General features: G+C 57.6%; 21 protein-coding genes and 1 tRNA gene. 9 read left to right on the top strand and 13 right to left on the bottom strand.

Features of this window, described 5'->3' with window-relative positions; genetic code table 11:
• Positions 1 to 97: 97 nt before the first annotated feature.
• The 3 genes from alaS to RCI20_RS05810 form a co-directional block, all read right to left on the bottom strand.
• On the bottom strand, positions 98 to 2,719 hold the full coding sequence (gene alaS / locus RCI20_RS05820; protein WP_306603624.1) for an alanine--tRNA ligase: 2,622 nt from the start codon (positions 2,717 to 2,719) through the stop codon (positions 98 to 100).
• A 63-nt stretch (positions 2,720 to 2,782) separates the two neighbouring features.
• Positions 2,783 to 3,520: a glycerophosphodiester phosphodiesterase gene (gene ugpQ / locus RCI20_RS05815; protein ID WP_306603623.1), complete on the bottom strand. Its 738-nt coding sequence runs from the start codon at positions 3,518 to 3,520 to the stop codon at positions 2,783 to 2,785.
• Positions 3,520 to 4,803: an extracellular solute-binding protein gene (locus RCI20_RS05810; protein ID WP_306603622.1), complete on the bottom strand. Its 1,284-nt coding sequence runs from the start codon at positions 4,801 to 4,803 to the stop codon at positions 3,520 to 3,522. Before RCI20_RS05810 ends, ugpQ begins: the two co-directional genes overlap by 1 nt.
• A 95-nt stretch (positions 4,804 to 4,898) precedes the next feature.
• Here RCI20_RS05810 and RCI20_RS05805 point away from each other — a divergent pair, with 95 nt between their 5' ends.
• The 4 genes from RCI20_RS05805 (at position 4,899) to RCI20_RS05790 (ending at position 11,684) form a co-directional block, all read left to right on the top strand.
• Entirely contained in the window at positions 4,899 to 5,345 is a 447-nt protein-coding gene (locus RCI20_RS05805; protein ID WP_306603621.1) for a hypothetical protein, read from the top strand.
• Between the two features lie 35 nt (positions 5,346 to 5,380).
• A complete protein-coding gene (locus RCI20_RS05800) occupies positions 5,381 to 7,927 on the top strand; it encodes a HAMP domain-containing sensor histidine kinase (RefSeq protein WP_306603620.1) in 2,547 nt (848 codons plus the stop codon).
• Positions 7,924 to 10,131: a response regulator gene (locus RCI20_RS05795; protein ID WP_306603619.1), complete on the top strand. Its 2,208-nt coding sequence runs from the start codon at positions 7,924 to 7,926 to the stop codon at positions 10,129 to 10,131. The genes RCI20_RS05800 and RCI20_RS05795 overlap by 4 nt, the downstream gene beginning before the upstream one ends.
• A 92-nt stretch (positions 10,132 to 10,223) precedes the next feature.
• On the top strand, positions 10,224 to 11,684 hold the full coding sequence (locus RCI20_RS05790; protein ID WP_306603656.1) for a DEAD/DEAH box helicase: 1,461 nt from the start codon (positions 10,224 to 10,226) through the stop codon (positions 11,682 to 11,684).
• 99 nt (positions 11,685 to 11,783) lie between these two features.
• Here RCI20_RS05790 and RCI20_RS05785 read toward each other — a convergent pair whose 3' ends face one another.
• The 3 genes from RCI20_RS05785 to hyi form a co-directional block, all read right to left on the bottom strand.
• The gene (locus RCI20_RS05785; protein ID WP_306603618.1) at positions 11,784 to 12,590 is read right to left on the bottom strand and encodes a PP2C family serine/threonine-protein phosphatase; all 807 of its coding nucleotides are present in this window, start codon (positions 12,588 to 12,590) and stop codon (positions 11,784 to 11,786) included.
• 45 nt (positions 12,591 to 12,635) lie between these two features.
• A complete protein-coding gene (locus RCI20_RS05780; protein ID WP_306603617.1) occupies positions 12,636 to 13,526 on the bottom strand; it encodes an HDOD domain-containing protein in 891 nt (296 codons plus the stop codon).
• Positions 13,527 to 13,757: 231 nt separating this feature from the next.
• On the bottom strand, positions 13,758 to 14,531 hold the full coding sequence (gene hyi / locus RCI20_RS05775; RefSeq protein WP_306603616.1) for a hydroxypyruvate isomerase: 774 nt from the start codon (positions 14,529 to 14,531) through the stop codon (positions 13,758 to 13,760).
• A gap of 63 nt (positions 14,532 to 14,594) precedes the next feature.
• Here hyi and RCI20_RS05770 point away from each other — a divergent pair, with 63 nt between their 5' ends.
• Together RCI20_RS05770 and RCI20_RS05765 are read left to right on the top strand one after the other, a co-directional pair.
• Positions 14,595 to 15,188: a cob(I)yrinic acid a,c-diamide adenosyltransferase gene (locus RCI20_RS05770; RefSeq protein ID WP_306603615.1), complete on the top strand. Its 594-nt coding sequence runs from the start codon at positions 14,595 to 14,597 to the stop codon at positions 15,186 to 15,188.
• A 60-nt stretch (positions 15,189 to 15,248) separates the two neighbouring features.
• Complete coding sequence (locus RCI20_RS05765; protein WP_306603614.1) at positions 15,249 to 15,467, top strand: hypothetical protein; 219 nt, start codon at positions 15,249 to 15,251, stop codon at positions 15,465 to 15,467.
• Positions 15,468 to 15,567: 100 nt separating this feature from the next.
• Here the strand turns inward: RCI20_RS05765 and RCI20_RS05760 are convergent.
• Positions 15,568 to 15,655, bottom strand: a tRNA-Ser gene (locus RCI20_RS05760).
• A 169-nt stretch (positions 15,656 to 15,824) separates the two neighbouring features.
• Between RCI20_RS05760 and RCI20_RS05755 the strand changes: the two genes are divergently transcribed.
• Positions 15,825 to 16,517 carry a Bax inhibitor-1/YccA family protein gene (locus RCI20_RS05755; protein WP_306603613.1) on the top strand — a complete coding sequence of 231 codons (693 nt, stop codon included), beginning with the start codon at positions 15,825 to 15,827 and terminating at the stop codon, positions 16,515 to 16,517.
• A 45-nt stretch (positions 16,518 to 16,562) separates the two neighbouring features.
• Here RCI20_RS05755 and rlmD read toward each other — a convergent pair whose 3' ends face one another.
• Positions 16,563 to 17,861 (bottom strand): 23S rRNA (uracil(1939)-C(5))-methyltransferase RlmD, encoded by a 1,299-nt coding sequence (gene rlmD, locus RCI20_RS05750; RefSeq protein WP_306603612.1) that lies wholly within the window; start codon positions 17,859 to 17,861, stop codon positions 16,563 to 16,565.
• Between the two features lie 51 nt (positions 17,862 to 17,912).
• Between rlmD and RCI20_RS05745 the strand changes: the two genes are divergently transcribed.
• A complete protein-coding gene (locus tag RCI20_RS05745) occupies positions 17,913 to 18,389 on the top strand; it encodes a hypothetical protein (protein WP_306603611.1) in 477 nt (158 codons plus the stop codon).
• A 119-nt stretch (positions 18,390 to 18,508) separates the two neighbouring features.
• Positions 18,509 to 18,760, top strand: coding sequence for a hypothetical protein (locus tag RCI20_RS05740; RefSeq protein WP_306603610.1), 252 nt, complete (start codon positions 18,509 to 18,511; stop codon positions 18,758 to 18,760).
• Positions 18,761 to 18,859: 99 nt separating this feature from the next.
• On the opposite strand, the gene bamC is transcribed toward RCI20_RS05740, so the two are convergent.
• The 5 genes from bamC to RCI20_RS05715 form a co-directional block, all read right to left on the bottom strand.
• Entirely contained in the window at positions 18,860 to 19,990 is a 1,131-nt protein-coding gene (bamC, locus tag RCI20_RS05735) for an outer membrane protein assembly factor BamC (protein ID WP_306603609.1), read from the bottom strand.
• A 14-nt stretch (positions 19,991 to 20,004) separates the two neighbouring features.
• A complete protein-coding gene (gene dapA / locus RCI20_RS05730; RefSeq protein ID WP_306603608.1) occupies positions 20,005 to 20,883 on the bottom strand; it encodes a 4-hydroxy-tetrahydrodipicolinate synthase in 879 nt (292 codons plus the stop codon).
• 77 nt (positions 20,884 to 20,960) lie between these two features.
• Entirely contained in the window at positions 20,961 to 21,950 is a 990-nt protein-coding gene (gene tilS / locus RCI20_RS05725; RefSeq protein ID WP_306603607.1) for a tRNA lysidine(34) synthetase TilS, read from the bottom strand.
• A complete protein-coding gene (locus RCI20_RS05720; protein WP_306603606.1) occupies positions 21,919 to 22,887 on the bottom strand; it encodes an acetyl-CoA carboxylase carboxyltransferase subunit alpha in 969 nt (322 codons plus the stop codon). Before RCI20_RS05720 ends, tilS begins: the two co-directional genes overlap by 32 nt.
• Before the next feature lie 59 nt (positions 22,888 to 22,946).
• Positions 22,947 to 23,546, bottom strand: a complete 600-nt coding sequence (locus RCI20_RS05715; RefSeq protein ID WP_306603605.1) for a DNA-3-methyladenine glycosylase — start codon at positions 23,544 to 23,546, stop codon at positions 22,947 to 22,949.
• Positions 23,547 to 23,659: the final 113 nt, after the last annotated feature.

The following is a 23,659-nucleotide window of genomic DNA, read 5'->3' as shown; positions in this document are numbered from 1 at the left end:
GAAAACCCGGCAGCAAGAAAAATGGGCTTTTTCACGGTCGACCGTGAAAAAGCCCATTTTTACGCCGGCCCGGACGATCGCCGGGCGGCTCATCGATTTACAGTTTGCCGTCCACCCAGCCTGCCACCGAAGCCAGTGCCGCCGGCAAGTTCTCCGGCTGGGTACCACCTGCTTGTGCCATGTCCGGACGACCGCCGCCCTTGCCACCGACCTGCAGGGCGACATGATTGACCAGCTCACCCGCCTTGACTTTGCCGGTCAGGTCGGCCGTCACGCCGGCAATCAGCGTCACCTTGCCATCAATCACCGAAGCCAGCACGATAGCGGCAGACTTCAGCTTGTCCTTCAGCTTGTCCATGGTTTCGCGCAGCCCGTTGGCATCGGCACCGTCGAGCGTTGCGGCAAGTACCTTGGCCCCCTTGATCTCGGCAGCCTGAGCAAGCAGGTCATCGCCCTGGCTGGCGGCCAGCTTGGACTTCAAACGGGCTAGTTCCTTCTCCAGGGCACGGACGTTATCCATGATGCCGACGACGCGCTCGGCGATCTCGTCCGGCGTCGTCTTCAACAGCGCGGAAATGCCGTTGACCCGGGTCGTCTGCTCCTGGACATAAGCCAGCGCATTGGTGCCGGTGATCGCCTCGACACGGCGTACCCCGGCAGCAACACCTGTCTCGGAAACGATCTTGAACAGGCCGATGTCACCGCTGCGGCTCACATGGGTGCCGCCGCACAACTCTTTCGACGAACCAATGGCGACGACGCGAACCTCGTCGCCGTACTTCTCGCCGAACAGCATCATCGCACCGGACTTCTGGGCATCGTCGATACCCATTACCCGACTCTCGGTTGCGGCATTGACCAGGATTTCGTTATTGACCATTTCCTCGACCTCGCGGATTTCCTCAGCGGAAAGCGGCGCGGTGTGGGCGAAGTCGAAACGGGTCTTGTCCGGATCGACCAGCGAGCCTTTTTGCTGCACGTGCGAGCCGAGCACCTGGCGCAACGCCTTGTGCATCAGATGGGTCACCGAGTGGTTGCGGGCCGTCGCATTGCGCGCCACGGCATCGACCCTGGCGCCGACTTCCTGGCCAACCACCAGCTTGCCGGTCTTCAGCACGCCGTGATGGCCGAAAACAGCAGCCTGGATCTTCAACGTGTCTTCGACGGCGAAGATGCCACCGGCCCCCTTGAGTTCACCACGGTCGCCAGCCTGGCCGCCGGACTCGGCGTAGAACGGGGTGTTGTCGAGCACGACGACGCCCAAATCGCCTTCATGCAGCTCGTCGACCGCAGTACCGTCCTTGTACAAGGCCAGCACCTTGCCCTTGGCTTCCAGCGACTGGTAGCCGTGGAAGGTGGTTTCGGCACCGACATACTCGAGGTTGGCTGCCATCTTGAACTTGCCGGCAGCACGTGCCTGATCTTTCTGACGAGCCATCGCAGCATCAAAGGCCGCGCTATCGACAGTGACGCTGCGCTCGCGGCAGATGTCGGCGGTCAGATCGAGCGGGAAGCCGTAGGTATCGTGCAGCTTGAAGGCGGTTTCGCCGTTGAATACAGTGACGCCCTTGGCGGCCATGTCAGCCAGCTCGCCTTCGAGAATCGCCATACCATTCTCGATGGTCGCGAAGAAGCGGTCTTCTTCCTGCTTCAGCGTGGCGACGACCTTGGCCTGGTTTTCCTTCAGTTCAGGATAGGCATCGCCCATCTCGGCCACCAGGTCCGGCACCATCTTGTTGAAGAAGGCGGCGCGAGCGCCGAGCTTGTAACCGTGGCGGATGGCGCGACGGATGATGCGGCGCAGCACGTAACCGCGACCTTCATTGCCGGGAATGACCCCGTCGGCGATCAGGAAGGAACAGGCGCGGATGTGGTCGGCCAGCACTTTCAGCGACGGCGAATCCATGTCGGCATCGCTGGTTTCGCGGGCCGCCGCCTTGAGTAGCGCCTGGAACAGGTCGATCTCGTAGTTGGCGTGCACGCCCTGCAGCACGGCCGAGACGCGCTCGAGGCCCATGCCCGTATCGACCGACGGCTTGGGCAGCGGATGCATGACCCCGGCTTCGTCACGATTGAACTGCATGAACACGTTGTTCCAGATTTCGATGAAACGGTCGCCGTCTTCGTCCGGCGATCCCGGTGGGCCGCCCCAGTGCTTTTCGCCGTGGTCGTAGAAGATTTCGGTGCATGGGCCGCAGGGACCGGTGTCGCCCATCATCCAGAAATTATCGGAAGCGTAACGGGCGCCCTTGTTGTCGCCGATGCGGATGACGCGTTCGGCCGGCACGCCGATTTCCTTGGTCCAGATGTCGTAGGCTTCATCGTCCTCGGCATAGACGGTAATCGTCAGCTTGTCCTTGGGAAGCTTGTAGACTTCAGTCAGCAGCTCCCAGGCGTATTTGATCGCATCGCGCTTGAAGTAGTCGCCAAACGAGAAGTTACCGAGCATCTCGAAGAAGGTGTGGTGACGTGCGGTGTAGCCGACGTTTTCCAGGTCGTTGTGCTTGCCGCCGGCGCGCACGCATTTCTGCGAAGTCGTGGCACGGCTGTACGGACGCTTGTCGAAGCCGAGGAAAACATCCTTGAACTGGTTCATTCCGGCGTTGGTGAACAACAGGGTCGGGTCTTCGTGCGGGACGAGCGAACTGGAGGAAACGACCTGATGTCCCTTGGAAGCAAAGAAGTCGAGGAACTGCTGACGGATTTCGGAGCTTTTCATAAGCTGGCGGCCTCAAAGGCGTTGGAATTCGAAACCCTCGATTTTAAGAGAAAAATCGGGTGTTTATGCGGCCGATTGCATGCCGCTTGACGGCGTGGGTGCAAAAAGATCGAGTCGGTCGGTAAACAAGCCGCTAACGCCCAACGCAAAAAGGCTTTTTGCCGTTTCCGGGGCGTTGACCGTATAACAACGCAGCAAAATATTGCGGTCGACGATGTCGCGGGCAAGATTTTCATCGAGTTGCTCGGCACAACAATGCACGGCAACCGCCCCCAGTTGTTGGACGATGCACAGCCAGTCATCAGGAATTGTTTCGAACAACACGGCGCGCGGTAAGGCGGGTGCCAGGTCGCGTGCGATTTCGAGCGCTTCGATGGAGAACGAGGAGAGCAAGGGCGGCAAGTCGGCGCCCAGCCACAACTGCTGCGCCTGGCGCACCACGACCTCGGCCGTCTGAACGGCAAAGCCGCTACTCGGCTTGATTTCCACATTGGCCAGCAGATGACTGGCCCGGCACAATTGTGCCGCCTCGGCCAGCGTCGGCGGCGGTTCACCGCCACCGGCATCGAGGCAACGCAGCACGGCATCGGAGGTTTGGCAAACCAGACCACGACCGTTGGTGGTGCGTTCCAGCGTTTCGTCGTGCAGCAGGAAGGGCGAAGCATCGCCCGACAACATCACATCAAATTCAACCGCCCGGTAGCCCAGTCGGCTGGCCAGGCGGATGCCGGCCAAGGTGTTTTCCGGGGCCAGCGAGCCGCCACCGCGATGGGCAAACCAGCGCGGTGGCGACAGGAACATCAGAAAGGTTGCGTCTTTTTCATTGCGGGCAAGGAACCCAGCACCGAGTTGCCACGCAAAACCGCCGTATCCAGCGCCGCCTTGGCTGGCTTCTTGTCAGACCACACGGCATCAAGCTCCTGGTCGGCGATCAAGCGCGTGCCGTTGACACTGCTGACCCGCAAACCGGCGGGTTCCGTGCGCCCCTGCAGCGAGGCGTGAGCAGCATCCAGCGCCAGCTTGCCATCTTTCAGCAGACGACTGAGCGAAGCGAGACGGGCCGCCTCGGTCAGTGGCAAGCCACCGTGATTGCGCACCAGTTCAATCTGGATTTCCGGCGACAACAGGAAAGTAATGAAGCGTGCCGCCTGCTTGTATTCAGCGGCAGACTTGCCCGCGCCAACCCACAGCGACGGGCCATCGGCCAGCGCCGGACGTCGGCCGCCGTAAACATCGTCATGGAACGGCAGCGGCGCCACACCCAGCTCAACACCGCGTGCGTCCTGGAAATCCGCATGTTCGCGCGAGTCGGTCGTAATGATCGCGCACTCGCCATCGCGGAAACGCTGGCTGGCTTCATTCGCGTAACCATACTGACGGAAATAGCGGGCCTTGCTCCAGGTCGCCATCATCGCCACATGCTTGACTTGCGGCAGCCCGTTGAATTTCAGGCCACCCTTGGTATCGCTGGCCGGCACACCGGACACCGCACTGACATTATCAATATGCACCCAGACCGGCCAGGAAGACGTATAAGGACAGTCGTAGCCAGCGGTTTGCAGCTTGTCGAGCTGCCCTTGCATCTCGAACCAGGTTTTCGGCGGTACTTCCGGGTCCAGCCCAGCCTTGCGGAACGCATTCTTGTTGTAGAACAGCACCGGCGTCGAATACATCACCGGCAAGGCCACCACCCGACCACGCGTATCGGTCACTCCCGGCTTCAACACTTCGGAAAGGCTCAGGTTCATCGGCTGACCAGCCTTGCTCATCATCGCGTAGAGCGGCACAAAATTCTTGGGCTGGCTGAGCACGTCGCTCATTTCATAGCGGCCGAGCAAATTCAGGGTGGCCGGCTTTTCGCCTTTTTCCAGCCGGACCAGACGAATCGCGTTGCCGGTTTCCTTTTGGTAACGCTCAATCACCGCGGCCAGCCGTGTTTCATTGGCTTCATCAAGATTGTGCGCCAGCGTCGGGATGACCGACACCGCTTTTGGCGCGGGCTTGGCCGGCGACTTGGCGGCGTGCACGGGGAAAGAAAGAGCAGCACAGAAAGCGATCAGAACCGGACGAACAAATTGCGACATCAAGGACACCCCATGAAAACAAGGACGCCATTATAACGCCCGATTCGAAATCGGGTTTTCGACACATGGCTTTGAGATATGCGAGAATCCGGCTGATGATCAAGCATGTCTTATTTCTCATTTTTGCAGCCCTGCCGCTCGCTGCTTGCGACCAGATCGCCGGCAAGCTCGGATTGGAAAGCCCCGCATTGAAAGAGGGACGTACCGATGGCGAAGGCAAGGCGGTTGGCAGCGCGTGCCGCCACTCCGGTCGCGCCATCGAGGATTGTTACTCGATCTACAGCTGGCTCCCGAAAGCCAGCGTCTATGCCGGCTGGCGTGAAATGGACGAATACATGCGCGAGAACAAGCTGGAAACCATCGCACCGCAACTGCCGCCCCCGGAACCACCGCGTTCGGCCCGCGCCAAGGCCCGAGCGGCTGAACAAGCAGCCAGCCAAGCCGCAGGCCAAGCAGCCGTAGAAGCAACACCATTGCAGGCCACGCCGCCGCCCGCTGCGCCCAACGACACAACACCAAAAAGCGACAGCAGCAAACACTGAACGGCCCCGAAGTAAACTTGAAGAAGGTGGACCCAATGACCAAGCTACCAAATTTCCTTAATGGAATCCGGGGCAAGTTGATTTCCATCTTCGTCCTGATCAAGGTTCTTCCCCTTCTATTGCTCGCCTGGTTTGCCTGGCACACGGCACAGTTGCTGGGTGATGATGTCTCCAGCAAGGCTGGCAACATGGCCGAGGCAACACTGCGTACCATCCAGGAAATCGGCAAGACCGTCACTGACGATTCCATCCGGGCACTTGACCTGCGCTCGCGCGAAGCCATCGAAACCTTGACCACCGATGCGGCACGCAAGATCGCCGACTTCCTTTACGACCGCGATGCCGATATCCGGCAGGCCGCCACACTTGAGCCATCCGAAGCCAATTTCCAGCGTTTCCTGAACCAGCATTCGCGCCAGCTCTTCCAGCACGGGCAATGGCAGCTGGCCGCCGACGGCAAATCCTGGGAGCCGGCCAATTCCGTCGAGCGGGAAGCCAAGGTAAGCCGAACCATCCTGCCGGACAATGCCCGCGACTTTCACATCCGCCCACCGGAGTATCTGGGAGAAGCGGAAAAACGCCCGTTATTCGTCGAAATGACGTATATCGATCTGGCCGGTAACGAACGCATCAAAGTCACCACTGGCGACTTGATGGAAAAAAGCCTCAAAAACGTCGTTGACCGCAAAAATACCTTCGTTCGCGCCGAAACCTACTTTGCTGAATTGCAAAAACTGAAACCCGGCGAAATTTACGTCTCGGACGTCATTGGTGCCTATGTACCAAGCGACCTGATCGGCCCCTACCTGCCGGAACGCCTGGAAAAAGCCGGCAAGCCTTTCGCGCCGGAAAAATCCGCCTATGCCGGTACCGAAAATCCGGTCGGCAAGCGCTTTCGCGGCATCGTGCGCTGGGCCATGCCGATCGTCAAAGCCGGGCAGATTACCGGCTACGTCACGCTGGCCCTTGACCACGACCATATCCGCCAATTTTCCGACCGCCTGATGCCGACCGAGGAACGCTACACCCCGATCAGCGACGCCATCAAAGGCAATTACGCCTTCATCTGGGATCATAAAAGCCGCTCAATCTCCCATCCACGCGACTACATGATCGTCGGCTACGATCCGGCAAGCGGCCAGCCGGCGACACCGTGGCTGGATACCGAGCTGTACACCGAATGGCAGGCCAGCGGCAAGCCGTCGCATGAGTTTCTGGCCGAAGTACCGCCCTTTCGCGACCAAAAGCTGACGCGCAAACCGGCTCCGGAACAGATCAAGGCAGGCAATCTGGGGCTGGATTGCCGCTACCTGAATTTTTCGCCGCAATGCGATGGCTGGAATGCGCTCACCGAGCACGGCGGCTCGGGTTCCTTCGTGATTTTCTTCTCCGGCCTGTGGAAACTGACGACTGCCGCGGCAATTCCTTATTACACCGGGCAGTATGGCAAGACACCGCAAGGTTTCGGTTTTGTCACCATTGGCGCCAACATCGATGATTTCCATAAAGCGGCCACCGAAACAGCCGGCAAGATCAATACGCTGATTGAAACGAAAGACAAGGATTTCAAATTACAACGCAGCGACCTGCTGAACGGTATTGAGCAAAGTCTCAGAAATACGGCCATCGGCTTGTGGGGATCAACGCTGTTGATGGTGATCGTCGTGATATTCATTGCCATATGGATGGCCAATTTGCTGACCCGGCGTATTACTTCGATGATCACCGGCATCCGCGCCTTCCGCGACGGCGACCTGTCACGTCGACTGGATGACCGCTCGGCCGACGAAATGGGCGAACTGGCACGCTCCTTCAATGGCATGGCCGACTCAGTTGAAGACTCGTTCAGGCATCTCGAAGAGGCCCGACAAAAAGCCGAGGAAGCCAGTCGAGCCAAGTCGGCCTTCCTGGCCACCGTATCGCACGAATTACGCACCCCTTTGAACGGGATACTCGGGTTTGCTGACCTGCTGAAATCCGACCTGACCGACCCCGAGCACCAGGAATATGCAAAAATCATTCACCAGAGCGGCGAACATCTGCTCGGACTGGTCAGCGAAATTCTCGATCTGGCAAAAATCGAAGCCGGCGAAATGCAGTTCCAGCAAACGGATGTGCAACTGAGCGACTTCCTGACGAACAGCCTTGCCGTACACCGCAGCAGTGCCGAAGCCAAAGGACTCGTCCTGTCCCTGCAACTGGCAGACGACCTGCCGGAGCAAATCACGACCGACCCAACGCGCTTGCGCCAGATCATCAACAATTTGCTCAATAACGCCCTGAAATTCACCGAACAGGGGTCGGTTGTCGTACGTGCCCGCACCGTCGACCAGATGGTGGCTATTTCAGTCACAGACACAGGGCCGGGAATAGCCCCCGAATTTCATGCCATCGTTTTTGAAAAATTCAAACAACTCGAGCATTTCCTGACCCGTGAACATGGCGGGACCGGACTCGGCCTCGCGTTGGTACAACAGATAACCGAGAACATGGGTGGCCACGTCACACTGGAATCGGAAGTGGGTACTGGCGCAACCTTTACCGTATACCTGCCGCGCAACGCACCCGAACAAGCCAAATGAAAGCAAGCGACGACCTCGCGGATCAAGTAGCGTCCGTCGCCGTAGCGCGCCGTGCCAACCACTTGCTGATCGGTCTATTTGCACTGCCCTTGATCATCCTTAGCCTGCTGGGACTCGGGACCGAATACGCAGTTCGCGAACTGGAACAACGTAAACTGGGCGAACACCGACAAGCAATACTGATCAATGCCGGTGCGTTACGTGCCGTTCTCGAATCCGAGTTGAACACAACAGCTTTTTTGGCCAATGGCATTGAGGCTTATATCGTTGCCCGCAAAGGCAAAGTGGATCCACAGGAAATGGGCGCCATGCTTGGCCTGATTTTCGAGCGCGGCAAGCATTTCCGGAATCTGGGTGTCGCACCGGACAATCGCTTGCAATACCTCTTTCCACTCACCGGCAACGAGCGGGCAATCGGTCTGAACTATGCGGAGAATGCCGCCCAGTGGCCGTCGGTGGAACGCGTCATGCGCGAAGGCAAGGGACGCCTGGCCGGACCTCTCGAGCTGATACAGGGCGGCCAGGCACTGATCTATCGCGCGCCCGTTTTCATCGATGGACATTACTGGGGATTGGTCAGTACGGTGATCGACGCCAATGGCTTGCTGCAACTCATGACCCCCATACTCGAACAAAAAGCCTTGCGGATTGCCTTGCGCGGCCGCGATGGCCTGGGTGCAGACGGCGAAGTGTTTTTCGGCGACGCAACGCTGTTCGAGCACGAGAACGTCCATCTCGATATCAATATTCCTGGTGGCACCTGGCAAATGGCCATTGCGGCGACCGACGACGATGAGGTGTCGTCACTCCCCGTGCGCCTGACCGGATGGACCGTTGCCCTGCTTTTCTCCCTGCTGACCGCGCTACTGATGCGGACCCTGATCCAGCGAACTCGCTTGACGGGCCGGCAACAGGCAACCCTGAATGCCTTGCGTCAGACAGAAGGCGAGTTGCAAAAACAACGTGACGTACTGGAAGCAACAGTTGACACCCGAACCCGGGAACTGATGGACGCCAACGCTTTGTTACAGACGGCAAAGGAGAGTGCTGAAGCGGCCAATCTGGCGAAAAGCGGCTTCATTGCCAACATGAGTCACGAAATCCGGACACCGATGAATGCCATCATCGGTCTGACCCATTTACTGGCCAGAGACATGCCGAATCCGGTGCAGAAGTCTCGCTTGAAAAAAATATTGGTTGCCGCCGAACATTTATCGCGCATTCTGAATGGCATCCTCGATTTTTCGAAGATAGAAGCCGAGAAGCTCACGCTGCACTGCGAAGATTTCGCCATGGAAGAAATCCGTGAGCAACTCATCGCTCTGTTCGGGGAACAAGCACAAAGCAAGGGCTTGACCCTAACACTCGACTTCAGCTCTCTTCCGCCCAAATTGCACGGTGATGCGACTCGCCTGCTCCAGATGCTGATCAATCACATTGGCAACGCCCTCAAATTTACCGATCAAGGAAGTATCGAGGTTGGAGCGAAAATCGAACAGCGTGAGGCAGGCCAACTGCTCGTCCGCTTTCAAGTAAAAGATACCGGCATCGGGCTGAGTCCGGAACAAGTCAGCCGGGTCTTCGAGGCGTTTGAGCAAGCCGACAATTCGACCACTCGGCGCTACAGTGGCACCGGCCTCGGTCTGGCGATCAATCGCCAGCTAGCGCGTTTGATGGGGGGTGAGGTCGGCGTTGATAGCCAGCCCGGCGCCGGCAGTATTTTTTGGTTCACTGTGTGCCTCGAAGCCATAACGCCAACGATACAGGAATCGGCAAACACGCAAACCACCTCCTTGGCGCTGGCAAATCCGCTGCGGCATGCCGGAAAGTGCATTTTGCTGGCTGAAGATAACCCGATCAATCGGGAAGTTGCGGTCGACCTGCTAAAAGAGCTTGAATTACAGATCGATACGGCCGAAGACGGACAACAGGCAGTGCTGCAGGCAGGGCGAAAGCACTACGATCTGATTCTGATGGATATCCAGATGCCCCAGCTGGACGGGACGGCTGCCACTCAACTGATTCGACAACAAATCGGCAATGAGACAGTCCCCATCCTGGCCATGACGGCCAATGTCAATCTTGATGACCGACTCGCGTGCAAGGCTGCCGGCATGGATGACCATATCGCCAAACCCATTCATCCCGACCTGTTGCAAAGCACGCTACTAAGCTGGCTGGATAAAACAGGCCAAACGCCCTGAGCCCTTCACGGGTATAATTTTGACCCATGTCTGAAATCAATACGTTAGCTGGCGAGAACGCCATCATCATCGCTGCCGATGCAGTGCCCGAAATTACCTTTGCCGACCTTGGCCTGGCGCCAGAACTATTGCGCGCCGTACTCGACGAAGGCTATACCAAACCCACACCGATCCAGGCTCAGGCCATTCCCCTGATCATCAGCGGCAAGGACATCATGGGTGGTGCCCAAACCGGCACCGGCAAGACGGCCGCCTTCACCCTGCCAATCCTGCAACGCATTCTGCCTTTTGCCAGCAGCAGCCCCTCACCGGCCAAGCACCCGGTTCGCGCCCTGATCCTGGCACCAACCCGCGAACTGGCCATGCAGGTCTACGAGTCGGTCAAAACTTATTGCAAACACACGCCGATCCGCGCCATGTGCGCTTACGGTGGTGTCGATATCAAGCCGCAAATTGCCGAACTGAAGCGGGGCGTCGAAATCCTCGTCGCCACCCCCGGTCGACTGCTCGACCACGTTGAAAACAAGAGCGTCAGCTTCAACTCCGTCCAGGCACTGGTCCTTGACGAAGCCGACCGCATGCTCGACATGGGTTTCGTCCCGGACGTGACCCGCATCCTCAACATGCTGCCGGCGCAGCGCCAGAGCCTGCTGTTCTCGGCCACTTTCTCGGAAGAAATCAAGAAGCTGGCCGACACCATGTTGAAGTCGCCGGTACTGATCGAAGTCGCCCGCCGCAACCAGGTATCCGACACCATCACGCACCGCGTGCACCCGGTATCCGAATACGGCAAGCGCGGCCTGCTGACCAAGCTGCTGAAATCCGGTGAAATCCGCCAGTGCATCGTCTTCTGTCGGACCAAGCAGGGTTGCTCACGCCTGACGCGCGAACTGCAACGCGCCGGTATCAAAGCCGATGCCATCCACGGCGACAAAAGCCAACTGGAACGGATCAAGGCACTCGAAGCCTTCAAGGGCGGCGAAACCGACGCGCTGATCGCGACCGACGTCGCTGCGCGCGGCCTGGATGTCGATGACCTGCCCTACGTGATCAACTACGAACTGCCGCACACCCCGGAAGATTACGTACACCGGATTGGCCGCACGGGTCGTGCCGGCAAGATGGGTAACGCCATTTCACTAGTCAGCGCCCACGAAGTGGTCTATCTGGTCGATATCGAAAAATTGATCAAACGACCGATTGAGCAGATCGAAGTTGCCGGTTTCGAACCGGAGCCGGAATATGAATACCCACCGGGCAACAAGCGGAAACGCGTTGCGCCGCCGGTCAAGGCACCATTGGCCAGCCGGCCTGAGCGTGCCGAGCGCAGTGATCGTAACGAACGCTACGAGCGTCCGGAGCGCAACGACCGCCGCCCGGCCCGGCGCAATCCGATGATCGCGGCTGACGGTTTCGATTTCAGCAAACCTTACGAGGAAACGCGGCCGCATGGCGAAGTGCCGGACTCTCCGAACGCCCCCGCCAAAACCGATCCACACAAGCCTAAACGTGTGGTTGCTGCCTTGCTTGGCGGCTTGGGTCGCAAACTCTGAACACAGAGGGACCGGTCAAAAAGCCGGTCCGCTCGTCGGGTGAAATCGCACAAGCAGCCATCCATCGGATGTTGTAACGCAGATGCCAGCCCAGATGACTCAGCTCATCAATTCCTTAGCCCGCGGGACAAACCCTGCGGGCAGTTTTTTCTTGGGTGCTTCAACCGCAACCAACCGGATAACGGCCAGCGACAAATTGTCACCCCGCCCAGCCGCCCGTTGACGCGCCAGGCTGATAATTTCTTCACATGCAGCACGCGCCGTATTCGCCGCCAGCAAGTCGCCGATTTCATCATCACTGAAGTAGGCCCATATGCCATCGGAGCACAGCATGAAGCTGTCGCCTGCCTGAAAATCCTGCGTTTCCGAAAAGTCGAAGCGAGGCTCGTCCAGCCCGCCCAACGAAGTCAGCAACACATTTCGCTGCGGATGGGTCAAAGCCTGTTCTGGCGTAATTCGGCCGACAGAAACCAAATGTTCGACAAGCGAGTGGTCGACCGTACGCGACAGCAAACTGGCGCCACGAAAATGATACAGACGGCTGTCACCACAATATCCCCAACTGACCCGGTTGGGCTGCAACAACAACATCACGGCAGTACTATGCGGTTCCTTTTCGTTGATGCAGCGCGACATCTTGATCATGGTGTGCGCCTCACGCATGCTGCCTTCCAGCATGCCACAAGCACTTTCCTCTGCGGGGGAAAATCTGTCCAGGTTGGACTTGGCCGTATGAATCACCTGCTCGGCGGCCAGCGTACCACCTGCATGACCGCCCATTCCATCGGCGACAGCAGCAAGCAGAACCCCCTTTTTGCGAGGATGCGAGACAAGGAGAACCCGATCCTGCTGCTCCTTGCGATCCCCTTGATGTTGCGCAACACACGCATCAACGACTAACGGCATTCACTCCCCCATCGTTCCGACATCAGGTAGGCAGCAGCATGAACATCATGCCAGATCGCCGCCATGGTAGCGCTCAAGGATGATATCGACAAACTCTGGCAAAGAGTCATCATCCAAGCCCAGTTCAGGTAGAACATCAGACTTGATGCCCTCCCATTCGGTATTGGGAATACGCTGATCGCGCGTATGTATTTCGATAGCCAACAACAGGATTGCGACCATGCTGCGTGCTTCATGGTCACCCAGTTCAGCCATGGAATGCTGGTAACGAATTGCATCGCAGATAAAGCCCGGTAAACACCAGTGACGAGCTACCAGATAGCCGACTACAGCATGATCGGTATTAAATTTCCTATCTTCCTCGCGCCAGTCCGCCCAATGCCCCGGGATGGCCAAGCGCATTTCATGACAGTAGGCCGGAAAACGCTGCAGCAACAAGGGCACGCCACAAGCATGAAAAATCCCGGCGAGGTAAGCCTGATCGGGGAAAAGATTACAGACGGCAATACGCTCATCGGCAATCAACATGGCGAGTTGCCCAACCGATTGCGAACGCGCCCAAAATGCTTCGTAAACGCGCTTTTCCTTACGCACACTGGCCGCCCCGATCAAGGCAATGGCTTGGACCAGATGGTAAGTTTGCTTGACGCCAACTGCATGCAAGATTTGTTCGATGGAAGTAAATGGTTGATGCTGGCGATAAGCCGGATTGCCAACCACGGTAAATAGCATGGCTGTCACTGCGGCATCTTGATTGATGACCCGAGCCAGTAGCCGGACATCCATTTCCTCACGGGCAATCAGCCGGCGCAACTCTTCGAGCACACGCGGCTGAGCCGGGATCTTGATCCCGCCTTCCAGCACACGACGGACGCGGTCCGCATCCTCTTTTCCCAGGGATTGCGTTATTTCCTGCACGGAAAATCCCTTGCTCATGCGAAGACCTCTTAAATCATATTTCAGTGGCAAACAGGCAATAAGCTGATTTTTAGCTGCACTCGACCCAGAGCCAATTAGTTACAACACATCCTGACATTTTAAACCGGCAAGGGAAAATATGCCAAAAGTAATAGCCCAATAAACCCTCTGTGAAGCGGGATGCACCGAAAAAACAATAGATCCCCGATTGATCTCCCCAGCTACCCGACGCAAGCGGGGCGCTGCGGTTTAACGCGGCAACCAGTCCAATCCGGACTCGGTCGTCGTCAGGGGTTTGTATTCACAGCCAACCCAACCGGCGTAGCCAAGACGATCAAGCAGGCTAAACAGAAAAGGGTAGTGAATCTCACCAGTCCCCGGCTCGTGCCGGCCTGGATTATCGGCGATTTGAATATGGCCGATGCGATCGATGTTCGCTTCCAGTGTCCGCGCCAGATCACCTTGAATAATCTGCGCATGATAGAGATCAAGTTGCAATTTCACATTACTGCGGTCAACGGCCGCCAGCAGGCAAAAAGCCTTTTCAACATCATCCAGCCAGTAGCCTGGCATGTCGATACGACTGTTGATCGGCTCAAGCATCACCGTCGCACCGATCTCGGCAAAACGATCGGCAGCAAATTGCACATTGGCAATGTAGGTCGCAGCCAACTCTGTCTCAGCCACACCAGCAGGCCGCAACCCGGCCATGCAATGTACGCGCGGACAATCGAGCTGGACAGCGTAATCCATTGCCTGCTCGACCCCTTCGATAAACTCGCCACGCCGGCCAGGCAGGCAAGCCAGACCACGATCCCCAGCCGCCCAATTCCCGGGCGGCAGGTTGAACAGAACCTGCTCCACACCAGCAGCCTGTAAGCAAGCCGCAATTTGATGCGCGGGCCAATCATAGGGGAATAGATATTCGACACCAGCGAAACCCCACGCCGCAGCATGCGCAAAGCGCTCGGGAAACGGTCGATCGGCAAACAAAAAACTGAGGTTGGCAGCGAACTTTGGCATGGCGGCGACAGTCTGTACGGAGAGAGCGAAAGTATAATTCGCAGCACAACAAGGAGAACGCCAGTGAGTCAGGAAATCGAAGCAGGACAGGGCAGCGAGCGCAAGGGAAATCGCCTGTCGAAAATTGTCACCCGCACCGGCGATGCCGGCACCACCGGCTTGGGCGATGGCAGCCGGACCAGCAAGGACAGCTTGCGCATCGATGTCATTGGCGAAGTGGACGAACTCAACTCCGCCATCGGCCTGCTGCTCTGCGAAGAACTCCCCCCAAAAGTACACAGTGCGCTACTTGATATCCAGCACGACTTATTCGATCTTGGCGGCGAGCTCTGCCTGCCCGGCATGGCGATCATGAAAGACGCGCAAGTTGCTCGCCTCGAAGAATTAGCCGATGAATTCAATGCCCACCTGACGATGCTCAAGGAATTCATCCTGCCCGGCGGCACTCGTCCGGCGGCTCTGGCCCACCTATGCCGCACCATCTGCCGACGTGCCGAACGATCCATGGTCCGCCTGCATCAGGCTGAAGCCATCTCGGAACCGGCTCGCCGCTACATCAATCGCCTGTCCGACCTGTTGTTTATCCTTGGGCGTACACTCAACCTTGCCGGGGGGCGCGGCGACGTACTTTGGCAAAAAGGCAAGAATGCAGACTAAGCTTGATAAGACAGCACCCAACGCAGCATATAATCAAGCACCACCATCAGGCATGAACCCGTGTTTCGCGTTGTTACCCAATACCGCAATGGCAGCACCCATCCCGTTGTGGAGCGCGGCCCTTGGCACACGTCCAGAGAAATGGCGGAAAACTGGGCAGATATCATGCGTGAACATGGCTACGTGGCTCACGTTGAAACCCAGAATGGCATGATCGACGCTGGCGCTCTGACCAATGACAACTCCGACTTGATGGATGCGCTGGCCAGCATGGCCTGACAGCCATCCAGAATGGATGGCGAAATCAACCGTCAAGCTACGGCTACTAAAAAAAAGGATTGGCAGCGCACAGCCAGTGCGCCGTATAGGCCAGCGTTTCTGGCGGGGGCTCAGGGATTCGAACCCTGGATACCTTTCGGTATGCCGGTTTTCAAGACCGGTGCAATCGACCACTCTGCCAAACCCCCGCAAACATCAGATCAGCGAAACATCCTCATCACCGACCAACGTGCGGCGCGCATGATAACACAGGCGCTGCGCCGGATAAGCAGTTGTTTGTTGGCACTTTTGTTTGAAACTTTCAGCGCAGTCCGTTAGTCTTAGATTCTGTAGAAACCGCACACAGGAATTTCGCACATGAACACCAATTTTGATCTTGCCCACTCAGGCTCACCCACGCTGGCCACGCAGCAAAACCGCGTCCTGCGCAACACCTACATGCTGCTCGGCGTTTCCATGGTACCGACCATCATTGGCGCACTGATCGGCATTCAGATGCAGTTCAGCTTCTTTGCCGGCAGCCCCTTCATTTCCTTCATGCTGTTCCTTGGTGTCGCTTTTGGCTTCATGTGGGGCATCGAGAAAAACAAGGATCGTGGCTTGGGCGTAGCCCTGTTGCTTGGCTTCACTTTCTTCATGGGCTTGATGCTGTCGCGCATCCTGCAGGTTGCCTTGGGCTTCTCCAATGGCGGCTCGATGATTTCGCTGGCTGCTGGCGGTACGGCAGCGATTTTCTTCACACTCGCCAGCGTCGCCAGTGTGAAATCCCGCGACTTCACCGGCATGGGAAAATTCCTGTTTGCCGGCGTCATCCTTGTCCTGCTGGCAGGCATCGCCAATATCTTTTTCCAGATCCCAGCCCTGTCGCTGGCGATCTCCGCCGCTGTCGTCGGCATTTTCTCGGCCTACATCCTGTATGACATCAGCCGCATCGTTCAGGGTGGAGAAACCAACTATGTCAGCGCAACGCTTGCGGTCTACCTTGATATTTACAACGTTTTCGTTGGCCTGTTGAACCTGATCATGGCTTTTACCGGCGAACGCGACTGAATCTGATCGGAAAAAATATCTTGGGGCGGCTACGGCCGCCCTTTTTCATGGGCGCTCGAACAGCGCGATGGATTCGACATGCGCCGTGTGCGGGAACATATTGACGATACCCGCGGCCTTCAAGCGATAGCCTTTTAAAGTGACGAGCACTCCTGCATCACGCGCCAGCGTGCCGGGATTGCATGAGACATAGACAATCCGCCGCGGCCCGTCTTCTCCCAATGATCCGACCAGTTCCTGTGCCCCCTCGCGCGGTGGGTCGATCAGCATCTTGTCAAAATGTCCCAGCCCGGCAATCGATGCCTCAGTGCATTCGAACAGATTGGCCACCGCAAAATCAACCAGATGCCCCACCCCATTCACTTTGGCTGCCTCGCGCCCACGGCTGACCAGGCCGGCACTCCCTTCGATCCCGAGAACAGAAGCGCCCGAGCGGGCGATCGGCAAGGTGAAATTCCCCAGTCCGCAGAACATGTCGGCAATTCGCTCGCCCGGCTGTGGATCGAGCAAACGCAAGGCCCGACGCACCATGACTCGATTGACGGCATGATTGACCTGGGTGAAATCGGTCGGTCGAAAATCAAGCTCAAGACCGAACTCCGGCAAGGTGTAAGAAAGGCGCGGCCCAGCCTTTGGGTAAAAGCGATAAGCGGTATCCGGCCCCTTGGGCTGCAGGTAAATCACCACCTGATGCTGATCGGCAAATTCGCGCAGCAATATTTCATCTTTTGCACTCAACGACTGGAGAATACGCAAAACCAGCGCCGTGCAATGCTCCCCCACGGCAACCTCAAGCTGAGGCAAATGATCAACAATCGATAACGCGCTGAACAGGCTACGCAACGGCATCAGCAAATCAGAAACATGTGGTGGCAAAACTGCGCAACTACGGATATCAGCGATATAACTACTGCGCCATTCATGAAAGCCGATCAGCATCCCGCCGCGAGCGTCCGGCTTGCGCACTCCCAAGCGGGCCCGATGCCGATACCCCCAAGGCGCGCCGTGAATAGGGGGAAGGATGGTTTCCGAGCGGACCCGTCCGATATGCCACAAGCTATCCTCAAGCACGCGCTGTTTGGCAGCAATCTGCGCAGAAGGCTCCATGTGCTGCATTGCACAACCACCGCAAATGCCAAAATGCGGACATAACGGATCGACCCGGGCCACCGATGGTTTCAACACGCGAACCAGATGCGCCAGTTCGTACTTCGCCTTCCGCCGGAAGCTGGCATATTCGACGATTTCGCCCGGCAATGCGCCGTCGACAAAAATGGTTTTGCCATCCTGACGGGCAATGCCCCGTGCCTCATGGTCCAGCGATTCGATAGTTCCGGTCGGCACGGTCAACTCCAAGAAAAGCACGAATTTTATCAATCGGTTAAACTTGACGCCATGTCTCGCGAACTCATCGAATCCTGGACCGATTATGGCGCAGCAGTTGAACGCTTGCTGGGCCTGGTCAAACACCGCTTGCAGATCTACGACGAAGACCTGAAGGCACTCAAGCTCGACTCACTCGAACACCTGGCCACCTTGAGCAGCCTGCTTGCCCGGCCCGGCGATCACCCGCTACGCATTGTGTTGCGCGAAACCTCGCACTTCCAGGCGCATACTCCACGACTCCAGCAGTTTTTCACCACCTGGGAGCATCGGGTGGAAGTTAGACAAACACCGAACGCACTGGCCCACCTTAGAGACAATATGCTCCTCGTTGATGGCATGCATGCCTTGGTTCGCCTGGAAAAAAATCTGCCGCGCAGCGTCCTGATCATTGATGAACCAAATGACATTGCACCTTATGCAAAACGATTTGACGAAATCTGGCAGGAATCCAACAAAAATCTGCTGGAAAAACCGCTAGGTTTATAAACTTCCTGTCTTACGCTGCATTGCAGCAATTTGTTTTGCGCTATAATTTTGCACGGATCGGCGTTAGCCGAACCGATAAATTTTTCGGATTTTTAGCTTCTTGTCGATAAGGAAATTTCATGACCAAGTCTATTCTCGCCGCTGCCCTGTTTGCCATCGCCCTGACCGCTTGCGGTAAGAAAGAAGAGCCGGTTGTTGCTGCTCCGGCACCGGCTCCTGTTGCCGCTCCGGCCCCGGCTGCTCCGGCTGCTGCTCCGGCTGCTGACCAAGCCGCCGCTCCGGCTGCTCCGGCCGCTGCACCGGCTGCTGACCAAGCCGCCGCTCCGGCTGCTGCACCGGCTGCCGCTCCGGCCGCTGAAGAAAAGAAGTAATCTTCTTTTTGCCAGTAAAAAACGGGGCATTTGCCCCGTTTTTTATTTCTCCGAATACAAATTCCGCAGGCACAAGGCCCACGGAATCCAGCAGGGAAGTTACTGCAACTGCTGCTGCAGCAAGCCGAGTATTTTTCGAGCCGTTTCCGACTTGTCTGTCCCGCCTTCACTGGTCAGCACCTGAACACTGGAACGACCAGCAACATCGGCCACATAAATGCGATATTGTTCGCGCTTGACCGTCGCTGAATCAGCACTCTTCCAGAAACTCAGCTTGGACAAGATGCCATCGCTTTTCTTGCTGGCGTTATCGACTTCCGGATCGACGTAGCGGACAAAGTACAAACCGCGCGAACGATCACGATCTTCAACGGTAAATCCGACACGATCCAGCGCCAGACCGACACGACGCCAAGCGCGGTCAAAACGATCAAAAACTTCCAGCTTTCCACTGCCATCTTCAGCGCTGCCCAAGCGAGCCCGCGGTTCGGCCTTGGGTACGGCCATTGCAACTTCAGCGCGCCGCTCTTCAGCCCCCAGACGCACCATCAAACGGCGCAGCATTTCAGCTTCCAGCTCAGGGTCGGCCGGCCGCGGCTGCCAACGCGTGTCATCCTTGGCTGACGAGGTATAAACCTCTTCCATCGCCCGATGGCTGATGTAAATCTCCGTCGTACCAGCGACGCTTCCAGGCTCCAGACGGGTACGGAATTTGTCACGTTCGCCGGACGAATAAAGGCTGTCGAGCAGCTTACCCAGCGTATTACGCAGGAAGTCGTCCGGAATCTTGGCCCGGTTTTCTGCCCAATCGGTTTCCATCACCCCTGCTTCAGGACGCTCAACATTGACGATGAAGCCGGTTTCCTGCCAGAAATCCTTGATATTGTCCCACAAGGCTTCAGGTGGCATGGCGACGACCAGCCAGCGCTGGTTGCCCGAGCGCTCTACACTCACCTTGTCGACCTGCGGCAAAACGACTGACTGACCAGCCCGAGCTTCCGGGCTGCGCTCCGCTGAATAGGCGGAAAACGTGGCCGCGCCCTTGCCGGTATCGTCAGGCACCAGATAGCGGTCATCCCGAGTCAATTGCGACAGATCGGGAGGAACTTCCAGCGTGGAAACCTTGCCGGCTGATTTGTAATCGATCTTGCGCGAATCGGGCAAAATGCCGCAACCAGCGAGTGAAACTGCGACTAGGCACAGCGTGAAGCCGGAAATCCGACGATTCATCTTTTTTAACTCCGTCAGGCAGTAATGCCAGCTTGGCGCATCGCGGCCAGCACGCGCGCCTGATTGGCTTCGGACAGCGAGGTCAGTGGCAGACGGATGCCGTTTGGCATGAGACCCATCTGCTGAACAGCCCACTTGACCGGGATCGGATTGGCTTCGCAGAACAAATCGCGATGCAAACCCAAAAGCTTGAAATGAATTTCCTTGGCCTTGGCCAAGTCACCTGCCGCTGCCGCAACGCACATTTCGTGCATCAGGCGCGGTGCCACATTGGCCGTCACCGAAATGTTGCCGTGGAAGCCGAGCAGGATGGACAGGACACAGGTCAGATCATCGCCGCTATACAGCGCAAACCCCTTCGGCGCGCGAGCGATCAGATCGTAAGCACGATCCATGTTGCCAGTCGCATCCTTGACACCAACGATCCCCGGCACATCGGCCAGACGCAGGATGGTGTCGTTCGACATATCGGCCACCGTGCGACCCGGTACGTTGTACAACAGCACCGGCAACTCAACGGCCTCGGCAATCGCCTTGAAATGGCGATAGAGACCTTCCTGCGTCGGCTTGTTGTAATAGGGCACCACGGACAAGGCCATGTCAGCGCCGGCCTGCTTGGCGAAACGGGTCAGTTCGATGGCTTCGGCTGTCGAATTGGCGCCTGTCCCGGCGATCACCGGAATCCGGCCAGCTGCATGGTCGACCGTCACTTTGATCAATTCGCAGTGTTCTTCGACGTTGACCGTGGGCGACTCGCCCGTGGTGCCGACGACGACGATTGCATCGGTCCCTTCCTGCACATGGAAGTCGACCAACTGCTTCAGGGAATTCAAATCGAGGCTGCCATCCTCGTGCATGGGCGTCACAATAGCGACAAGGGATCCGGTAATCATGGCCTGTTTGCGTGAAAGTAATTGGTCGATTGTAACTGAAGCCTTCCGCCAGTTGAAAGGCACGCTACAAGAGTTTCTTATTCCAAAGCACTCCAGTGCAAGCGACCGCGCGCCAGACGCATTGTTCCGGCAGGTAGAACGAGTTCCGGATGACGATCCGGCGCGGCAGTCATCAATTGCCGGGAAAACTCGTCGAGACGCGCCGCCACCGGAACCTGCCAGCCGAGCTGGCGCAGACGCCAGCGCAGCAGATTCTTCAGGCGCGCCAGCGACAAACTGCGCATTTCCACTAGGCGTGCCGTTTCAGTACCAGTTTTACCGTCCACCACCCGTTGCCAGTCCTCGGCCGCCAGTTCATCGAGCAAATCGCTCGCCTCGGCAAAATTGGCTGCCGCGCGAGCCAAAGCCACCTCGGCATTCGGAAAACGCTGATTTATTGCGGTCAACGCCTCATGACGCAGAAAATTCCGCGTGAAACGCGTATCGGCATTACTCTCGTCGTCAATCCAGCGCAATCCGTACTGGCGCGCATAAGCCTCAATCTCGCCGCGACTGACATCGAGCAAGGGCCGCAACAAGCGCAACGCCCCTTGGGCACGCTCGTCACGCATCGCCGCCGCCCCCGCCACGCCGGCGCCCCGCAAGAGATTGAACAAGACGGTTTCGGCCTGATCGCCACGATGCTGGGCCAGCAGCAAACAAGCACCGGCCGGCAGACTTTCGCTGAACGCAGCGTAGCGCGCCTGCCGCGCCGCCGCCTCCAGTCCGTGGCCGCTATTGCGCTCAACGTTTACCGAACGAACAATCAGCGGCACGCCCAACGACTGACAACAGGCCGAACAAAAATCGGCCCAGGCATCGGCGTTGGGCGACAGGCCGTGGTGCACATGAATTGCCGCAAGACGCCCGGCCAAACCGGCACGCGACAGCAAATGCAAGAGGACGACAGAGTCGCAACCGCCAGACAGGCCAACATATACGGCATCGCCAGCAGTAAGGCGGGCGGCGGCGAAAGCCTCAAGCCGCCCGAGGAGATCAGCCTGCAGGCTGTTCCTTGAAACGCCCATAACTCATCAGACGCTCGTAACGCTGCGCCAGCAATGCCTCAACCGACAAGGCAGACAATTGCTTCAGCGAATCCTGCAAGGCTTTCTTCAGGTTGGTCGACATGGCGACGTGATCGCGATGCGCCCCGCCCAGCGGTTCGCTGACCACGCGGTCGATCAAACCCAGGGTTTTCAGGCGCTGCGCCGTGATGCCCATGGTTTCTGCGGCTTCCGAAGCTTTTTCCGCACTCTTCCACAAGATGGAGGCACAGCCTTCCGGCGAGATCACCGAGTAAGTCGAATACTGCAGCATCTGCACGTTGTCACCGACGGCAATGGCCAACGCACCACCAGAACCGCCTTCACCGATGATGGTGACGATGATGGGCACTTTCAACTCGGCCATCACGTAGAGATTGCGCCCGATGGCTTCGGACTGACCGCGCTCCTCGGCCCCGATGCCCGGATAAGCGCCGGGCGTATCGACGAAAGTCATCACCGGCAGACCGAATTTCTCGGCCAGTTTCATCAGGCGCAAGGCCTTGCGATAGCCTTCCGGACGCGGCATGCCAAAATTGCGGTAGATTTTATCCTTGGTATCGCGCCCCTTCTGGTGGCCGATCACCATCACCGGATCGCCATTGAAGCGGGCCAGACCGCCGACGATGGCATGGTCGTCGGCAAAGGCACGATCGCCGTGCAACTCTTCGAAATCGGTAAAGATGTGCTGTACGTAGTCCAGCGTGTAAGGCCGCTGCGGATGACGGGCGACCTGGGAAATCTGCCATGGCGTGAGTTTGGCGTAGATATCCTTGGTCAATTGAGCGCTTTTTTTCTCCAGCCGCCCGATCTCTTCCGAGATATCGACGGCGGAATCGTCCTGAACGAAGCGCAACTGCTCAATCTTTGCTTCGAGGTCGGCAATGGATTGCTCGAAATCGAGAAAACTAATTTTCATGGATTGCTCGGTTCTGAAGTTGGCGCGCATTTTACCCCAAAGGCCAAAAGGGTAAGCAGTCAGTACGCGACAGGCACCGGATCAAGGCTGCGCCACAAGTGCCAGGTCGCCACCGAACGCCATGGCCGCCAGCGCTCGCCGAATTCCGCCAGAGCCTGCCGCGACTGCTTCTGGCCGGCAAAGTAGCGGTCAAAGACGGCACGTTGCAAGCCCACATCATCGAGCGGAAAAACATCCGGACGCATCAGGTTGAAAATCAGGAACATTTCTGCGGTCCACCGGCCAATTCCGCGAACTTTGCATAGCTCAACGATCAGGCTTTCGTCATCCAACCCAGCCCAGGCCGCCGGATCGAGCCGACCGTCGACAAAATGCGCCGCCAGATCCCCCAGGTATTCGATCTTGCGCTGCGACAGGCCACACCCGCCCAGACCGGCTGGACCAAGGCGCAACAGATGATCGGGCGTCAAGACCACAATCTGGGCAACGAAACGTCCCCACACGGCATCGGCCGCTTTCACCGAAATCTGCTGCCCGACAATCGAACGGGCCAACGTGGCAAAAGGATCGCCCCGCGACGACAAACTTGCACCGGCATGCCGCTCGATCAATTCGGCCATCAACGGATCCGCATCGGACAATGCCCGGGAAGCTTTCATCCAGTAATCGGGAAGCATCTTTAAATTCGCACCTTTCTGCGGTCGACCGCAAATAACGACGGAAATTGTGATACTGAAGCCGTCCTTCGAGACGATGAATTTGTTACCATAAA

The organism is Azonexus sp. (genome assembly GCF_030824335.1).
Lineage (GTDB): Bacteria > Pseudomonadota > Gammaproteobacteria > Burkholderiales > Rhodocyclaceae > Azonexus.
This window is presented reverse-complemented; position numbering and strand designations above follow the sequence as displayed.